Annotated in this window: 12 protein-coding genes and 1 pseudogene; 3 read left to right on the forward strand and 10 right to left on the reverse strand. The window is 63.4% G+C overall.

Annotated elements, in window-relative coordinates:
- The 6 genes from P6U25_RS23500 to P6U25_RS23525 form a co-directional block, all read right to left on the reverse strand.
- Positions 1-1,116: an ABC transporter ATP-binding protein gene (locus P6U25_RS23500; RefSeq protein ID WP_407152588.1), complete on the reverse strand. Its 1,116-nt coding sequence runs from the start codon at positions 1,114-1,116 to the stop codon at positions 1-3.
- Between the two features lie 16 nt (positions 1,117-1,132).
- A complete protein-coding gene (locus P6U25_RS23505) occupies positions 1,133-2,236 on the reverse strand; it encodes an ABC transporter ATP-binding protein (protein WP_407147147.1) in 1,104 nt (367 codons plus the stop codon).
- A gap of 4 nt (positions 2,237-2,240) precedes the next feature.
- Positions 2,241-3,098, reverse strand: a complete 858-nt coding sequence (locus tag P6U25_RS23510) for a carbohydrate ABC transporter permease (protein ID WP_407147148.1) — start codon at positions 3,096-3,098, stop codon at positions 2,241-2,243.
- A 13-nt stretch (positions 3,099-3,111) separates the two neighbouring features.
- Complete coding sequence (locus P6U25_RS23515; protein ID WP_407147149.1) at positions 3,112-4,044, reverse strand: carbohydrate ABC transporter permease; 933 nt, start codon at positions 4,042-4,044, stop codon at positions 3,112-3,114.
- 105 nt (positions 4,045-4,149) lie between these two features.
- Positions 4,150-5,589 carry an extracellular solute-binding protein gene (locus P6U25_RS23520; RefSeq protein ID WP_407147150.1) on the reverse strand — a complete coding sequence of 480 codons (1,440 nt, stop codon included), beginning with the start codon at positions 5,587-5,589 and terminating at the stop codon, positions 4,150-4,152.
- 23 nt (positions 5,590-5,612) lie between these two features.
- The gene (locus P6U25_RS23525) at positions 5,613-6,602 is read right to left on the reverse strand and encodes a sugar-binding transcriptional regulator (RefSeq protein WP_407152589.1); all 990 of its coding nucleotides are present in this window, start codon (positions 6,600-6,602) and stop codon (positions 5,613-5,615) included.
- Between the two features lie 184 nt (positions 6,603-6,786).
- Here P6U25_RS23525 and P6U25_RS23530 point away from each other — a divergent pair, with 184 nt between their 5' ends.
- The 3 genes and pseudogenes from P6U25_RS23530 to P6U25_RS23540 all read left to right on the forward strand — a co-directional run bounded on the left by P6U25_RS23530 (position 6,787) and on the right by P6U25_RS23540 (position 9,958).
- On the forward strand, positions 6,787-8,067 hold the full coding sequence (locus tag P6U25_RS23530; RefSeq protein WP_407147151.1) for an FGGY-family carbohydrate kinase: 1,281 nt from the start codon (positions 6,787-6,789) through the stop codon (positions 8,065-8,067).
- Positions 8,064-8,921: a TIGR01459 family HAD-type hydrolase gene (locus tag P6U25_RS23535; protein WP_407147152.1), complete on the forward strand. Its 858-nt coding sequence runs from the start codon at positions 8,064-8,066 to the stop codon at positions 8,919-8,921. The genes P6U25_RS23530 and P6U25_RS23535 overlap by 4 nt, the downstream gene beginning before the upstream one ends.
- Positions 8,922-8,931: 10 nt before the next feature.
- A pseudogene (locus P6U25_RS23540) lies at positions 8,932-9,958 on the forward strand (class II aldolase/adducin family protein).
- A gap of 47 nt (positions 9,959-10,005) precedes the next feature.
- On the opposite strand, the gene P6U25_RS23545 reads toward P6U25_RS23540, so the two are convergent.
- From P6U25_RS23545 to P6U25_RS23560, 4 genes are all read right to left on the reverse strand, one after another.
- Positions 10,006-11,646 (reverse strand): choline dehydrogenase, encoded by a 1,641-nt coding sequence (locus P6U25_RS23545; RefSeq protein ID WP_407147153.1) that lies wholly within the window; start codon positions 11,644-11,646, stop codon positions 10,006-10,008.
- Between the two features lie 115 nt (positions 11,647-11,761).
- Positions 11,762-12,871, reverse strand: coding sequence for an ABC transporter ATP-binding protein (locus P6U25_RS23550; RefSeq protein ID WP_407147154.1), 1,110 nt, complete (start codon positions 12,869-12,871; stop codon positions 11,762-11,764).
- A gap of 15 nt (positions 12,872-12,886) precedes the next feature.
- Positions 12,887-13,690, reverse strand: coding sequence for an HAD-IIB family hydrolase (locus tag P6U25_RS23555; protein WP_407147155.1), 804 nt, complete (start codon positions 13,688-13,690; stop codon positions 12,887-12,889).
- Complete coding sequence (locus P6U25_RS23560; protein WP_407147156.1) at positions 13,687-15,216, reverse strand: FGGY-family carbohydrate kinase; 1,530 nt, start codon at positions 15,214-15,216, stop codon at positions 13,687-13,689. The genes P6U25_RS23555 and P6U25_RS23560 overlap by 4 nt, the downstream gene beginning before the upstream one ends.
- Positions 15,217-15,247: the final 31 nt, after the last annotated feature.

Genomic DNA, 15,247 nt, shown 5'->3' on the forward strand with positions numbered 1-15,247 from the left:
TTAGACGGCCTCCGCATGGCGGATGCAGGCTCCGTCGGCGCCGAAAATATGCAGATGCTGCGGCGCGAGCCCGAACGGAATGATGTCTCCAGGCCGCGCCGCGACCCGGCTTGACGTCACCGCGATCAGGACATGACCCGCGCATTCACCGGCGACATGCGACTGATCGCCCAACCATTGATTTGAGATTACGCGCAGCCGCGCTTCACCCGCGCCGACCGCAATCTTCTGCGGCCGGATGCCGACCCGGAGCCGCTTGTTCTGCTCAAGCGCGCGCCGGGCGGCCTCATCGAGTGCGCCGCCAGCAAGGTGCAACGCAATATCCGAGCCGACAGACAGGCGAAAACCGCCATCCGCGGCCGCCACGTCGGTCTCAAGCAGGTTCATCGGAGGTTCGCCGATGAAGCTTGCCACGAACAGATTCGCAGGTCGGCTCTTGAGCTCCTTTTCGCTCGCGAACTGCTGGAGTACGCCATCCTCCATCACGGCGATGCGATCGGCGAGCGCGCTGGCCTCCGTCTGGTCGTGGGTGACAAAGATCGCAGTCATGCCGCGCTCCGCCAGCAAGCCCTTGATCCGTCCGCGCAGCACGGCACGGAGCTGAGGCTCCAGTTGCCCCATCGGCTCGTCGAGCAAATAAAGATCGGCGTCGCGCACCAGTGCCCGCGCCAGCGATACGCGTTGCTGCTGGCCGCCCGAGATCGAGCGCGGATATTTGTCGAGGGTGTCCTCGATCTCGACGAGCCGCGCGATCGCATCGACACGGCGCGTGACCTCACTATGCGACAACTGCTGCGCCTTCAGCGCGAACGCGATGTTCTCGCGAACCGTGAGCGGCGGATACAGCGAATAGCCTTCGAAAGCCATCGCCACCTTGCGCCTCGCCGGCGGCAGCTCGTCGATGCGCCGCTGGCCCAACGTGATCGCTCCCGAGGTGACGCTCTCAAAGCCTGCGATCATCCGTAACGTCGAGGTCTTGCCGCAGCCCGAGGACCCGAGCAGCGCGACGATCTCGCCCTTTCCGACTTCCATATCGAGCGCGCGGACAGCGTGGACGGGCGGCTTGCCACGACTACGGTAGACCTTGTCGACGTTCCGGATCTCGAGCATGCCCATGGTCATTCCGCCTTCTTCACGCCGCTTGCCGATGATCGGATTGACCGACGCGGAGCCCGGATGCGCGATCGAACAGGAGTGCCGCCTGGGGTGCGAACCGAACGAAGACATCGTCGTCCGCGCTCGCGGCCGACGCATCAGGCGGTAACGCGGCCAACCATTCGGAGCCATCGGCAAGGCGCAGCAGCAACACGTTCCGCTCGTGCATTGGCGTGATCGCGACGACCCGGGCGGGAATGGCGTCATCTCCGGGATCGCGGCTGATCGCGAGATCGTCGGGACGAACACCGAGCCAGCAGGGACCATGTGCAGCCGGCTGATCCGCCGAATCGAGCCGCACTCTCGTTCCCGCTATCTCGGCGCTCAGTCCTCCCTGCCCGACTTCAGGATCGACTTCGGCAAGATTGATGCTGGGATCGCCAAACAGCCGCGCCACAGCGACCGATGCCGGCTTTGCGTAGACCTCCGCCGGTCGTGCGAGCTGCACAAGCTGGCCCCGAACCAGGACGGCGATCCGGTCCGCGATCGCCATCGCCTCGCGATAGTCCTGCGTGACATAGAGGACCGCGGCGGAACTCCGGCGCAGCAGGCTCGGCAGCTCCAATCGCATCTCGTAACGAAGCTTGGCGTCGACGTTGCGAAGCGGATCGTCCAGCAACAGAACATCCGGATTACCGATCAGGGCACGCGCCAGCGCAGTGCGCTGCTTCTGCCCGTTCGACAATTCCCGAGGCATGTGACCAAGGACGTGCTCGATCTTGAGAAGCCTGCTGATCGACTTGACGCGCGCGGTGACGTCGGCATCACCTGCCTTCGCTCGCAGGCCGCTTGCGATGTTGTCCCGCGCCGTCATATGCGGAAACAGCGCAAAGTTCTGGAAGGCCATGCCGACCCCGCGCCGCTCCGGCGGTGCGCCCACGATCGACCGCCCGCCAACCAGGATATCGCCCTCGTCGGGTTCGTACATGCCCGCGATCATGCGCAGCAGCATGGTCTTGCCGCTGCCCGACGGCCCGAACACCGCGACGATCTCGCCGGGTTCGACGGTGAACGACAATGCATCGGCGCAGCGCACCGGACCGAACGACTTGCCGAGGGCGTTGATGTCGAGACGCGCCATGCCTTCAGCCTTTCACCGCGCCCAGCGACAGACCTTCGACCAGATAACGCTGCGCGTAAAGCGCAAGCAGAAGGGTCGGCGTGACGGACAGCACGATCGCCGCCGCGATCTGTCCGTACTGGATACCGGATGCCGTGACGAACGCCAGTGCGCCCACCGTCACCGGTTGCTTGTCGGCGGATGCCAGGATCAGCGCAAAGACAAAATTGTTCCAGCAGAAGATGAAGGACAGCAGGCCAGCGGCTGCGATGCCAGGACCTGCGAGCGGCACCGCGATGCGCGTAAACGTTTCGCGCCAGGAATGTCCCGCCAGGCGGTAGGCGTGCTCAATGTCAGGGCTGATATCCTCGAAATAGCCGCGCACGATCCACAGGATCAGAGGCAGCGCGATAAGCTGATACACCCAGACGATGCCGAAGTAGGTGTCGCTGAGTCCGAGCTGCTGGTAATAGAGCGACAACGGCAACAGCACGAGCAGCGGCGGCGCGAACCGGAACGACAGCAGCGTGAAGGCGATGGACTCACCGAGGCGGAACTTGAAGCGGGCGAAAGCATAGGCCGCGGGCACGCCAAGCAGCAAGGCCAGGATCACCGCGGCGCTCGACAGCACGAAGCTGTTCATGAGGTTGCGCATGAAAGAGAGCTCGAGATTGCCGGCCGTAGTACGAAGCTGTCCCGAGATCAGCGCCTGGTAATTAGCAAGCGTCGGCTCGAACAGGATATGCGGCGGAATTCGCAGAATTTGCTCGTTGGTCTGGAAGGACATCAGAAAGATCCAGACGATCGGAAACATGAAGAACACCAGAACGAGCGCGAGCGCCACACCGCGGAAGACGCGACCTGCCAGACTGGAGTGATCCATCGCCGCCTCCTCGCTACGCGTGACCATGGGCGCGCGCACGCAGCCGCAGCCAGTTCTTGATGAAGATGTTCGACAGGATGTTGGTGACCAGCCACAGGATCATCAGCAGCGCTGCCGAACGCCCGACATTGGTGTACTGGAAGAATTCGAGATAGGCCTGGACCTGAAACACCATCAGCCGATCGCCCGGGCCGCCTTGAGTCATCGCATAGATGATGTCGAACTGCTGGATGGAATCGAGCAGGCGGAACAGCGACGCCGTGATGATGTAGGGTGCGAGCATCGGCAACGTGATGCGGAAGAAGACGAAGCTCGCTGGCACTCCATCGAGCGCAGCCGCCTCGAACGGCTGGCGCGGCAGCGAACGAAGCCCGGCCAGCAGCAGGATCATGATGAAGGGGGTGTAAACCCAGACGTCGACCAGCACCACGGTGAACAGCGCCGTCGACGGATCGGACGCCCACTTGAAATCATGGACGCCGAACAGGCTCACCAGATAGGACAGGATTCCGAAGCCCGGATTGGTCATCAGCTTCCACATCAGCGCTGCGATGGCCGGCGCCGTCATCAGCGGCAACAGCAGCACGATCGACACCGCGTTGTGGAAACGGGTCGGACGCCGCAACAGCAAGGCGATCCCGAGGCCGAGCAGAAGCTCCAACACCACGGTCAGCGCGGTGTAAACCAGCGAGATCCGCAGCGTGTTCCAGAACGCGGGGTCGGAGAGGAAGTCGATGTAGTTGTCGGCCCAGATGAAGCCGCGCAGATAAGGCAGGTTCAGCCGGTAGCGCTGCAACGAATAGACCGCCGCTGTCACGAACGGCACCAGGATGGCGATGCAGACGAGCAGAGCCGGCAGGCTCAGGAGGTAAGGCAGAATGCGTCCGCGCGGCCGAGGGCTACGGCGGGGGACCGCGTTGGTCTGGGAAAGCTGGACCGTGCTCATGACAAGAGATCACTTCTTCGCTGCAACATCGCCGGTCCGGATCGGCTTGCCGTCCGGACCGGCGGGTTGTCGTGGTGCGGAGGAATCAGGGCACCACGCAAGACGTCAACCAAGGCCGGCCTGCTTGAGCTGGCGATTGATGCTCTCGGCGAGCTTGTCGAGGCCCTCGTCGACGCTCACCTCCTTGGCCACCATCTTCTGCAACGATGCGGCCCATTCGGTGGTCAGGTCGAAGAACAGCGGCTGCGCCGTGAAGTAGATCTTGGCGCCGGGCGATGACACATCATGCTGCTCGAGATAGCCCGGATAGGATTTGGCGATACGGTCACGGAACTCGCTGTCTTTCCACACCGAGGCACGCACCGGATTGACGAAGTCCATCTTGCGCGCGCCGAACAGATCGTGCTCGGTCGACGCCGCCCACTGCATGAACAGCCACGCCGCATCCTTCTGCTTGGAGAAGCTCGAGAGCGCGAGTGACCAGATCCAGACATTCGGGGTCGGCGCTTTGGCCGCCGGATTGGCGGCAAACGCGGCGTAACCGAGATGCCCCTTCTCCTTGTTGTCGCCGCCGTTCATGAAGTAGCCGAGGATGTCGGCATCGAAGATCATGCCGGAGGCACCCGCGCCAAGGTCGGTTCCGACCTGATACCAGGTGTAGGTCGACCAGTTCTTCGGGCCCGAGGTCTGGATCATCTTGACCCATTTCTCGTGGAACTCTTTCGACGCCTTGGTGTTCATGGCGGCCTTCAGCTTGCCGCCTTCCATCACGAAGTCTTTCTGGCCGAAGTTCGAATAGGCGGACAGGAAGCCCGGATGGATGGTTGCCCAGGAGCGTGAACCGCGCACGCCGATACCATAGGGCCCACCCGCGTCCTTGGTGATCTTTGCCGCGACTTCGAGCAAATCGTCGAGATTTTTCGGCGGCTTGACGCCGACCTTATCGAAGATGTTGCGGTTGTAGGTGATGTTGTTGAGCTCGTAGCCCCAGGGAATGCACCATTGCTTGGCCTTGCCTGAACCGAGTTCGGAGCCGGCAACACCGTCCCACGCCGTTGAGGCGCGCAGGCCCGGCAGCACATCGTCCCAGGCAAAGGCCGGGTTGGTCTTGGCAGGATCCTTGATGTAGGTGTTGAGATCCTCGATCCAGCCGGCCGGACCATATGTCCAGGTCATGTAGGCGCCGGTCATGAAGGCGTCGTACTGGTCCGACTTCGACGATAGCGCCGCGGTCACCTTGTCGAAGTAGACGTCTTCCGGGAAGATGTCATAGGTGACGTTCATCCCGGTGAGAGTCTTGAACGCCTCGAGATCGCCGATCATCGCATCGACGTAGGGATGCTTGTTCAGCAGCAGCTTGACGGACTTGCCGCTATAGGCCTTCCAGTTGAAGTCCGCGGCCATCGCCCGCGATATCGAGGACGCAAAGGCGGCATTGGCGGCGACGCCGGCGATGCCGAGCTTGGCGGCGCCATCCAGCAGATCACGCCGGCTGATGCGCTTGGCGGCGTAGGAGTCGAATAGATTCTTCTCTCGATCGTACATTATAACCTCCCATTGTGCGCGTTTTACTTTCCCTTACGACCCTTGTTTCTGGTCTTGCCGGATGTTGCTTCCGGTTTGTCGGTAGCGAGTGCCTGAGCGGTGGCCTCATCGATGATGAGGCCGTGCAGGAGGCCGCTGCGCAGGACCGCGCGCAATGCGGTCACCTTGGCTAGCCCGCCGCCAATCGCGACGATGCGATGGGCCCTGAGATCCGCCGCCTCCATCGAGGTGGCGCGTGCGGACAGATCGATGTCCAGGATCTGGCCGTCAGCGCTGAAAAAACGTCCGAGCAAATCGGCGCAGGCGCCGACACGCTTCAACTCGACGACCTCATCCGGCTTGATCATGCCGCTTGAGACCAGGAACCCGTCGCTGTGGATTTGCCCGATGCCGACGAACAGCAAGGATGCCTGGCGCGCCAGCGCAAACACCTCGGCAATGCCATATTGCTGCATCAACACGGCGCGGTCCGCGACCGAATTGGCGAACACCGGGACCGGCAGCAGGTACGCCTCGGCCCCTGTCCGCTCCGCCAGCCGATGAATGACATCGAACGGATTGGCGGCGAACTTGCGGGTGAGACCGCCGAGCAGCGACACGAACTGCACATCGCGGGTCGGCGTCTGCGGCAACTGCTCGACCACGGCTGCGAGCGTGCGGCCGTGGCCGACGCCAATGATCCGGTGCTCGCCACGCTCGAGGAGCTGCCGCAGGAAGCTCGCCCCTTCGAGCGCGAGCGCCTTCAGCGGCAGGTCGCCCTCGCCGAGATCCGGCGCCACCCGACAGAACGCAAGGCCGTAGCGTTCGGCCAAGGCGTTCTCCAACGCCACGCATTCCGCCACGGGCCCCTCGACGAAGACACGGATCATGCCTTCGCGGCTCGCCCGCGCGATCAGCCGGTGCGCCTTGGTGCTCTGAATGTTGAGCCGGTCCGCAACCTCGGACTGGGTGAGCCCGGCAGCAAAGTAAAGCCACGCCGCCCGCGTCGCGAGCGAGGCTTCGCCATCAACCATCGGCAGCCTGTCGGGGGAGATACTCACGCCGCAAAAGCCCGCTTGCAAAATTATTCAGATGCTGCAAAAAATTGCAGAGGTGGATCGGGACGTCAATCCCCCAAACGTGCTGCAGTGCGATCACACAGCAATTGCGCTTCTGGGCGGAGTAGTCGGACCAGATCGCCAATCGCGGTGAGCTCGAATGGCAGGTTTGTTCCTTGGAATTGACGTCGGAACGGGTGGCGTACGCGCCTGCGCTATCGATGCGCGCGGCGATATCCAGGGAATGGAAGCCGTCGCTTTGCCACCGCCTCGGCAGGACGGGAACGCGATCGATCAGGATCCGGAACTGTGGTGGCATGCGACCGTCGCCGCCATCCGCAAGCTTAGAGGCAAAATAGATCCCGCAAGTGTTGAGCGAATTTCGGTCGACGGCACCTCCGGAACCCTCCTCCTGATAGGAGCCGGCGGCCAGCCGCACACGCCAAGTCTCATGTACAACGATGCGCGCGCCTCAGCAGAGGCCGCGCGCATTTCCGAGGTGGCTCCTCCGGAAAGCGGCGCTCACGGCGCGAGCAGCGCGCTGGCGAAGCTGCTCCATTTGCTAGACCACACGGAGCGTCGGGATGTCCGCTTTGCCGTGCATCAGGCCGACTGGATTGCAGGGCGCCTTGCCGGACGCCATGGCATCAGCGACGAGAACAACGCGTTGAAGCTCGGATACGATCCGATCACGCAGACCTGGCCGGACTGGCTCGATCGGCTCGACGTGCCGCGCGAGTTGCTGCCGAAGGTTCTGGTGCCGGGAACACCATTTGCGGATATCGACCCGACGGTCGCGGCCACTCTCGGCCTGCCGCGATCAGTTCGCATCGCAGCAGGCACCACCGATGGCGTCGCCGCCTTTATCGCCACCCGCGCCGATGCTCCGGGCGACGCAGTCACCTCGCTCGGCACGACGCTGGTGGTGAAGCTGCTGGCGACAACACCGATCTTTGCCGCCAATCAGGGCGTCTATTCACACCGGCTTGGCGACAGTTGGCTCGCCGGCGGCGCTTCAAACTCCGGCGGCGGCGCGCTGCTGGCACATTTCACCGCCGCGGAAATGGAGCGGCTGACGCCGCAGTTGAACCCTGACGAACCGACCGGCCTCGACTACTACCCCCTCACCAAACCGGGCGAGCGATTTCCGATCGCCGATCCGGCACTGCCTGCGCGGGTCACGCCGCGTCCGCCCGAGGATCACCGCTTCTTCCAGGCTCTGCTCGAGGGGATCGCCTCGGTCGAGGCCCTCGCCTATCAGCAACTCTCCCGCCTCGGAGCGCCGCCGCTTCGCCGCGTCATCAGCATCGGTGGTGGCGCAAGGAACGATGCGTGGACCGCAATCAGGCATCGGCGTCTCGGTGTACCCGTGACGGTCGCGGAGCAAACCGAAGCCAGTTATGGTGCGGCCCTGCTTGCCCTGCGGGGCGGTCCGCAATGAGAGACGGGCCGATCGACATCGCAGGCCTCGGCACGATTGTCGAGCATTTCGATCACGTGCTGCTCGACCAATGGGGCACACTTCACGAGGGGCGCTCGATCTTCCCCGAGGCCCGCGACTGCGTGGCGCGGCCGCGCGAAGCCGGCAAGCGCGTGCTGGTGCTGTCGAATTCCGGCAAGCGCGCAAGCAGCAACGCGCAGCGGCTTGCCTCGCTTGGACTGCCCACGGAAGCTTATGATGGGATCTTGACGTCGGGCGAAGTCACCTGGATCGGCCTCAAGGAGCGCAAGCATGCGCCGTTCACAGAACTTCGTCGCACGTGCTTTCTGATCACGCGGGGCGGCGACCGAACCATCGTCGACGGGCTCGATCTTGACGTCGCGGGCGATATCGAGAATGCCGAGTTCATTCTGCTCGCCGGGCTCGACGATAGTGCGGCCGAACCCGAACGTTGGCGCCGATGCCTGACTGGAGCAGCGTCGCGTAGACTGCCGATGCTGTGCGCCAATCCCGACCTCACCATGTTCGGCGCCAACGGATTGATGCCTGCACCGGGCGCCTTGGCGCGCTTCTACCAGACATTCGGCGGACATGTGACGTTCGTAGGCAAACCGCATATGCCGATCTTCGCGGCGGCGCTTGACCGGCTAGGCCATCCGGCGCCCGCGCGCGTCCTGATGATTGGCGATTCTCTCGACCACGACATTGCCGGCGCACACGCGGCCGGCATGTTGACGCTGTTTCTGCGCGCCGGTGTGCGCCGGGATCATCTTATGGCCGACAAATCCAAGACGATCCACGGCCGAGGAGACGCCCGCACTCCGCACTGGACCATGAATCGCTTAGCCTGGTGAGATCCAAACCATGCAGCAGCCCGCGCAACTCGACGACCTCCGCGACATGTCGGCCCGTGTCGGCAGGAACATCCTGCTCGTGCAGGGCGCCGGCGGCAACTCGTCGGTCAAGGATGGCGATGTGCTGTGGGTCAAGGCGTCCGGAACCTGGCTGGCGGACGCCAACGACAAGGATATCTTCGTCCCGGTTTCGCTGTCCGCCGCACGCGCGGCGCTGGCGCGAGACGACGAGCGCGTGCCGCTCGCTCCGGGGACCGAGACGGCATTACGCGCCTCGATCGAAACCTCGCTGCATGCTCTCATGCCGCATCCGGTCGTCCTTCACGTCCACTCCGTCAACACGATCGCATGGGCGGTGCGGACCGATGCCGCCGCGGAACTTGCGCGGCGGCTCCACGGTCTGGCGTGGCGCTTCCTCGGTAACTGTCATCCGGGACTGCCTCTGGCACAGGCCGTGAGCGAAGCCATCGCGCAAGATGCTGTCGACGTGCTGATCCTCGGCAACCATGGACTCGTCGTAGGTGCGGCAAGCTGTGAAGCGGCGGAGGCGCTGGTGGCGGACGTTGAAAAGCGGCTGGCGCTCGAGCCACGCGAGGCTCCGACCGCGGACCATGGCGCGCTCGCCGCGATCTGCGCAGGAACAGATTATCGCTTGCCCGAGGACCCGCGTTGCCACGGCATTGCCATCGACCATCACAGTTTCTCGGTCGCCACGCGCGGCTCGCTCTATCCCGACCATGTGGTTTTCCTGGGACCGGCGATGCCGACCATGAGCCCCGGCAAGGATCTCCTGAATCTGCAAAAGACGGATGGAGCACCGGCCCCGGTCGCGGTTCTCGTTCCAGGCATCGGCTGCATCATTCGCAAGGACGCGAGCCCCGGGGGCGGAAGCGATGCTGACCTGTCTTGCACTGGTCACCAGCCGTGTGCCGACCGATGCAGAAGTCATCTACCTCACCGCAGAGAACGAGCGCGCATTGCTCAATTGGGACGCCGAGCGGTATCGCCAGCAATTGACTGCCGATCGCTCAACCTGATTGCGCCGACCGCCCTTCGCCCTTCGATGTTGGAAGGACGAGCGGCGTTACAGGCTCGCCTGCAGCGTGGCTTCCATACCGCCTCGCGCTGCCGCCGCAAGGGGCGGCCGGCCGAGGATGAAGTCGGCGCCCTTCTCCGCAATCATGATCGTCGGTGCATTGGTGTTGCCCGAGACCAATCGCGGCATGATCGACGCGTCGATCACTCGCAATCCCTCGATGCCACGGACGCGGAGACGGTCATCGACAACGGCAAGCGGATCGGACCCCATCTTGCAGGTGCCGACCGGATGATAGATCGTCTCACAGGTCTGCCGGACGTAGTTGTCGATATCTGCATTTGATGTCACACGAGAGCCCGGGGCATATTCCGTTCCCCGATAGGGATCAAAAGCCCTCTGCGCGATGATCTCGCGGCCGATCCTGATGCCGTCGCGCATGTTGCGCACATCCTCCGGTGCCTCCAGATAGTTCGGGCGGATTGCGGGATGTTGCAGCGGATCAGCCGATCTGATCATGATGCTGCCGCGGCTCTCCGGCCGTGCGATGTTGAAGTAGGCCATGAATCCGTGCTCGTTCACGATCTTGCGGCCGTGATCGCCATAGATCAGCAGGACGAAAAAGAACTGGAGGTCAGGCGCAACGAGATCGGGTTGCGATTTGAGAAACGCCATAGCTTCCAGACCGTGCGAGGTCGCGGGCCCCGTCCTGGTCAGGACGTACTGGATGAAGGCCTTGGTGGCCCCGAGCGGCTTGGTGTGCTTGAGGAACGAGATCGGCTGGGTGCACCGCTGCTTCACACCGCAGGCGAGATGATCCTGCAGATTCTGTCCAACGCCCTTGAGTTCGTGGACCACCTTGATGCCGAGCGAGGTCAGGTGGTCTCCGTCGCCAATTCCTGACAACTGCAGCAGTTGCGGCGAATTGATCGCACCGCCCGACAGGACCACCTCCCGTTCCGCCTTCAGGGTATGGACCTGACCGTTCCTGATATATTCGACGCCGACGGCGCGTCCGCCCGCGACCAGGATGCGGGAGACGAGCGCCTTCGTGATCACCTTGAGATTGGGACGGTTGATGACCGGATGCAGATAGCACCGCGCGGCACTGGCACGCCTGCTGTCCGCAATCGTGCTGTCGACGGGCCCGAAGCCTTCGAGTTCGGCGCCGTTGAAATCGTCGTTGGCGCGAAATCCTGCCTGTCTTCCGGCTTCGAACCAGGCCTTGGTCAGCGGATGTGTCAACTCCGGCAGACGGCTCGTGCGCAACGGGCCATCGCCACCATGATAATCGTCGGCGCCGGCCCCGCGCCCCTCGGAACGAATGAAGTATGGCAGGCAATCTGCATAGGACCAGCCGCGGTTGCCGAGCTGCGCCCACATGTCGTAGTCGGACGCGTGGCCGCGGATATAGACCATGCCATTGATCGAGCTCGACCCACCCAGCACCTTGCCGCGCGGCCAGAACAACACCCGGTTGTCCAGATGTGGCTGCGGCTCGGTGTGATAGTGCCAATCGACACTGCCGGATTTCATCAGGGCGAGATATCCCGCCGGCATGTGGATGAATGGATTTGTGTCCTTGCCACCGGCCTCCAGCAGGATGACGTCATTCTCGGGGACAGCCGACAGACGGTTTGCCAGGACGCATCCGGCGGAGCCCGCGCCGACAATGACGTAATCCACCATGCTCTCCTCCGTCTTATTCGCCGATGGCCGTCGGCTAGTGGCAACGAACAACAATTGGCCCGCCCCTGGTTGCAGCTCGTCTATCCGGCGCAGGTTTGAGCTCCGGCCAGTGCAGTCAGGCCCGCATCAGATTGCGCGGTCGGGTCTCGTCAGAACCGTTGATGACCTTGCCTGTCGCCAGGTCGAACAAACGAATCCGGTCGAGTGCGGGCACCAATCTGATCGCGTCGTCCGGCGACAGCTCCAGTCGATCTTGCGTGATGGCGCAGACTTCCTGTCCGCCGATGTCGGCATAGATGTGAATCTCGGGACCGGTCGGCTCGACCACGGACACCTTGGCGGGAATGCCTTCATTGCCGCTGCCCGGCCGCAAATGCTCGGGCCGGATTCCGTATTTGACGACCTGCCCTGGTGCGACATTCGCACCGGGAGGCAGAGGGAGATTAACGCCATTGGCACGCACGATGCCGCGTCCCGCCTCCGTTGCGACCTCACCGGTCAGGAAGTTCATCGAAGGTGATCCAATGAACTCGGCGACGAACAGATTTGCAGGCCGATCATAGATCTCGAGCGGCTTGCCGATCTGCTCGATATTGCCGTCACGCAGCACCACGATCGTGTCGGCCATCGTCATGGCTTCGATCTGGTCGTGCGTGACATAGATCGTGGTCGTGGAAAGCTTGTGATGCAACTCCTTGATCTCGGTGCGCATCTGCACGCGCAGCTTGGCGTCAAGGTTCGACAACGGCTCGTCAAACAGGAACACGGAGGGGTCACGCACAATGGCGCGGCCCATCGCCACGCGCTGGCGTTGGCCGCCCGACAATTGCCGCGGCTGACGATCGAGATAGGGCGTCAGGTTGAGGATCGATGCCGCCCACTCCACCTTGCGCCTGATCTCCTCCTTCGGACGCTTCTTGAGCTGCATCGAGAACGCCATATTGTTGAACACGCTCAAATGCGCATAGAGAGCGTAGTTCTGGAACACCATCGCGATATTGCGATCCTTCGGATGCAGCTCGTTGACGACGACGTTGCCGATGCTGATCTGGCCCGAGGTGATCTGCTCAAGCCCGGCGACCATCCGCAACAATGTCGATTTTCCGCAACCGGAGGGCCCCAACAGCACGACGAATTCGCCATTGGCGATGGAGAGATCGATGCCGTGCAGCACCTCGAATCCGCCGTAGGACTTGCGCACATTGCTGATGGTGACCGATGCCATGCCTTGACCTTCCCGCTATATGCCCGCCCGCGCCGACAATATTCGCTCGGCGATCTCGACGAAGCCATCTGCGCCGCGCTTGCTGGCGACAAACGCCGGAGTTGCCGCCATCATGCCTTCGAAATCCTTCACGTTCGCAACGCCGCAGGCATAAGGAAAGAAGCCGAACATCGGCGCATCGTTTGGACTGTCACCGCAGAACACGATGCGGTCCCTCGCCTCGTCGAGATCGAGGCCCAGCCTGTCGCGCAGAAAGATACGGGTCATTGCCAGCTTGTCATAGCGGCCGAACCATCCGTTGACGTGGATGGAGGAAACCTTGGCGACGCCACCCGCGCTTTCGAACAGGGACACGATCTTATCGACCGCAGTGCGCGGCAGCGGAGCCACGTCCTCGCACACGTCGATCGCAAGATCCGCCTCCCGGTAAAGCTGATCGGCCGAGATCGCTGCGCCCGGCACTTCGGACAGAATGCGTTCGCCGAGCGCCAGCAATTTGCGACGGTTGGCGGCGCGCTCGGCCTCGGTCGCAACGAACTCGCGAACCATTTTCCGCGCCACTGGGTCGTATCGGAAATAGAACGCACCGTTCTCGCCGATCACGCCATCGACGGGCCAGAACCGCGCGATCATGTCGCACCAGCCCGCGGGCCGGCCGGTCACCGGAACGACCGCAAGGCCAGCGGCGCGCAGCCGCTCCAGTGCAGCATAGGAGGCGGCGGGGAGCTGGCCCTCGGTGGTCAGCGTATCGTCGATATCGGTCAGGATGCAGACGACGCGACGCGCGGCCTCGTCCGGGAAACTTGCTATGGGTTTCATGACGGCACGCCCTCGGCAAATGTCGCGAGGCGGGCGTTCCAGTCGATCAGCTTTGGCCAGAGGTCGGCGTGGATGGCGCGCAACTCGGCGTAGCGCGCAACGTTGTTGGGTTCAGGCTGGAACGTCCTTGCTGCAGGTCTCGTCATCGCCGCGGTGGCCTCGGCGATGGTCCCATACCAACCTGCTCCCTTGGCGGCAGCGATCGCCGCGCCGAGCGACGATGCTTCCCGCGCCGGTGAACGGCACACCGGGCGGCCCGATGCGTCGGCCAGAATCTGGAGCCAGAGATCGCTATCCGAACCGCCCCCGATCGCAGTGAGCTGCGCGATCGCGCCACCTGTCACGGCCACGATCCTCTCGATCTGACCGGCGAGTTCCAGCGCTATTCCTTCCAGCAAGGCACGATAGATGGCGCCCCGTCGAGTCGAACCCGACAATCCCGCAATCACGCCGCGTGCGTACGGATCCCAATATGGCGTCATGCAACCGAGCCAGTACGGCAGCACGACGACTCCACCCGCCCCGATCGGACAGCCTGCGGCCTCCGCTTCCAGCGCCTTGAAGATGCTGCGTTGAGCCGCCGGATCGGCTGCGAACATTTCGCGCGCCATCCAGTCGATCAAGAACGTTCCGGTGCGAATGACCTGCTCATAGATATAGCCACCGTCGCACACAGCCTTCTCGGTGCGGAATGCGCGGTCATAGGCGTAGTTGTGGCCGTAGCTTCCCGAGACCACCGCTGTCCCCAGATTGATGTAGGCGCTGCCCGGAGACGTGACGCCGGCGCCAGTGCTCGCGCACTGCCCGTCGCCACCGCCGGCGATAACGGGCGTTCCGGCAGGCAGGCCGGTGAACGCCGCTGCCGCATGGGTCACTTCACCCATCCGGGCGCCAGGTCGCGCCAGCGCCGGCAATTTCTCCACCGCGATTCCCGCGGCATCCAGGATCGCTTCAGACCAGGCGCCGCTCGTCATATCGAGCAAGCCGGTCGGGTCGGCCGATGCCGTCGACGTCCGCCATTGACCGGTCAGGCAATGCGTCAAGTAGCCGTGAACTTCGGCAAACCGCGCGGTGCGCGCAAAAATCTCGGGCTCTCGCTCCGCCATCCAGATCATGCGATAGAGGCAGGGCAGAACATCGAGCGGCTTGCCGGAAATGGCATGAACGCGCTCGGCCCCGAATGATTTGCCGAAACGCACGACCTGTGGCCGGGCCCGCTCATCGAGCCAGGTCATGCCCGGCCTGATTGCGGTCCCCTCCTCGGTGAACGCACTGAACGTCTCGCGCTGATTGGAGATCGCGACCGCAGCGATACGCCCGGCACCGACCTGATCGGTGACGCTGCGCAAGGCGGCTGCGGCCGACTCCCACCATTCATCCGGGTTCTGCTCGAAATATCCCGGCCGCGGATTGGCAAGGCCGATGCCCTTGCGTCCCTCCGCGACGGCGCGGCCACTGCGGTCCCAGGCGATCGCCTTGGTCGCGGAGGTCGAACTGTCGATGCCGATCACCAGATCTTGTGTCATGCCGTCTCGTTCAAAAGAGGCGAAGGCGACG

It is taken from the genome of Bradyrhizobium sp. ORS 86, from assembly GCF_045571475.1.
Classification (GTDB): Bacteria; Pseudomonadota; Alphaproteobacteria; order Rhizobiales; family Xanthobacteraceae; genus Bradyrhizobium.

Bases quoted from the DNA above. Each gene is read 5' to 3' on its own strand.
- P6U25_RS23510 (WP_407147148.1), bottom strand. From the start codon at position 3,098: ATGGATCACTCCAGTCTGGCAGGTCGCGTCTTCCGCGGTGTGGCGCTC.
- P6U25_RS23505 (WP_407147147.1), bottom strand. From the start codon at position 2,236: ATGGCGCGTCTCGACATCAACGCCCTCGGCAAGTCGTTCGGTCCGGTG.
- P6U25_RS23515 (WP_407147149.1), bottom strand. From the start codon at position 4,044: ATGAGCACGGTCCAGCTTTCCCAGACCAACGCGGTCCCCCGCCGTAGC.
- P6U25_RS23520 (WP_407147150.1), bottom strand. From the start codon at position 5,589: ATGTACGATCGAGAGAAGAATCTATTCGACTCCTACGCCGCCAAGCGC.
- P6U25_RS23525 (WP_407152589.1), bottom strand. From the start codon at position 6,602: ATGGTTGATGGCGAAGCCTCGCTCGCGACGCGGGCGGCGTGGCTTTAC.
- P6U25_RS23530 (WP_407147151.1), top strand. From the start codon at position 6,787: ATGGCAGGTTTGTTCCTTGGAATTGACGTCGGAACGGGTGGCGTACGC.
- P6U25_RS23500 (WP_407152588.1), bottom strand. From the start codon at position 1,116: ATGGGCATGCTCGAGATCCGGAACGTCGACAAGGTCTACCGTAGTCGT.
- P6U25_RS23535 (WP_407147152.1), top strand. From the start codon at position 8,064: ATGAGAGACGGGCCGATCGACATCGCAGGCCTCGGCACGATTGTCGAG.
- P6U25_RS23555 (WP_407147155.1), bottom strand. From the start codon at position 13,690: ATGAAACCCATAGCAAGTTTCCCGGACGAGGCCGCGCGTCGCGTCGTC.
- P6U25_RS23545 (WP_407147153.1), bottom strand. From the start codon at position 11,646: ATGGTGGATTACGTCATTGTCGGCGCGGGCTCCGCCGGATGCGTCCTG.
- P6U25_RS23560 (WP_407147156.1), bottom strand. From the start codon at position 15,216: ATGACACAAGATCTGGTGATCGGCATCGACAGTTCGACCTCCGCGACC.
- P6U25_RS23550 (WP_407147154.1), bottom strand. From the start codon at position 12,871: ATGGCATCGGTCACCATCAGCAATGTGCGCAAGTCCTACGGCGGATTC.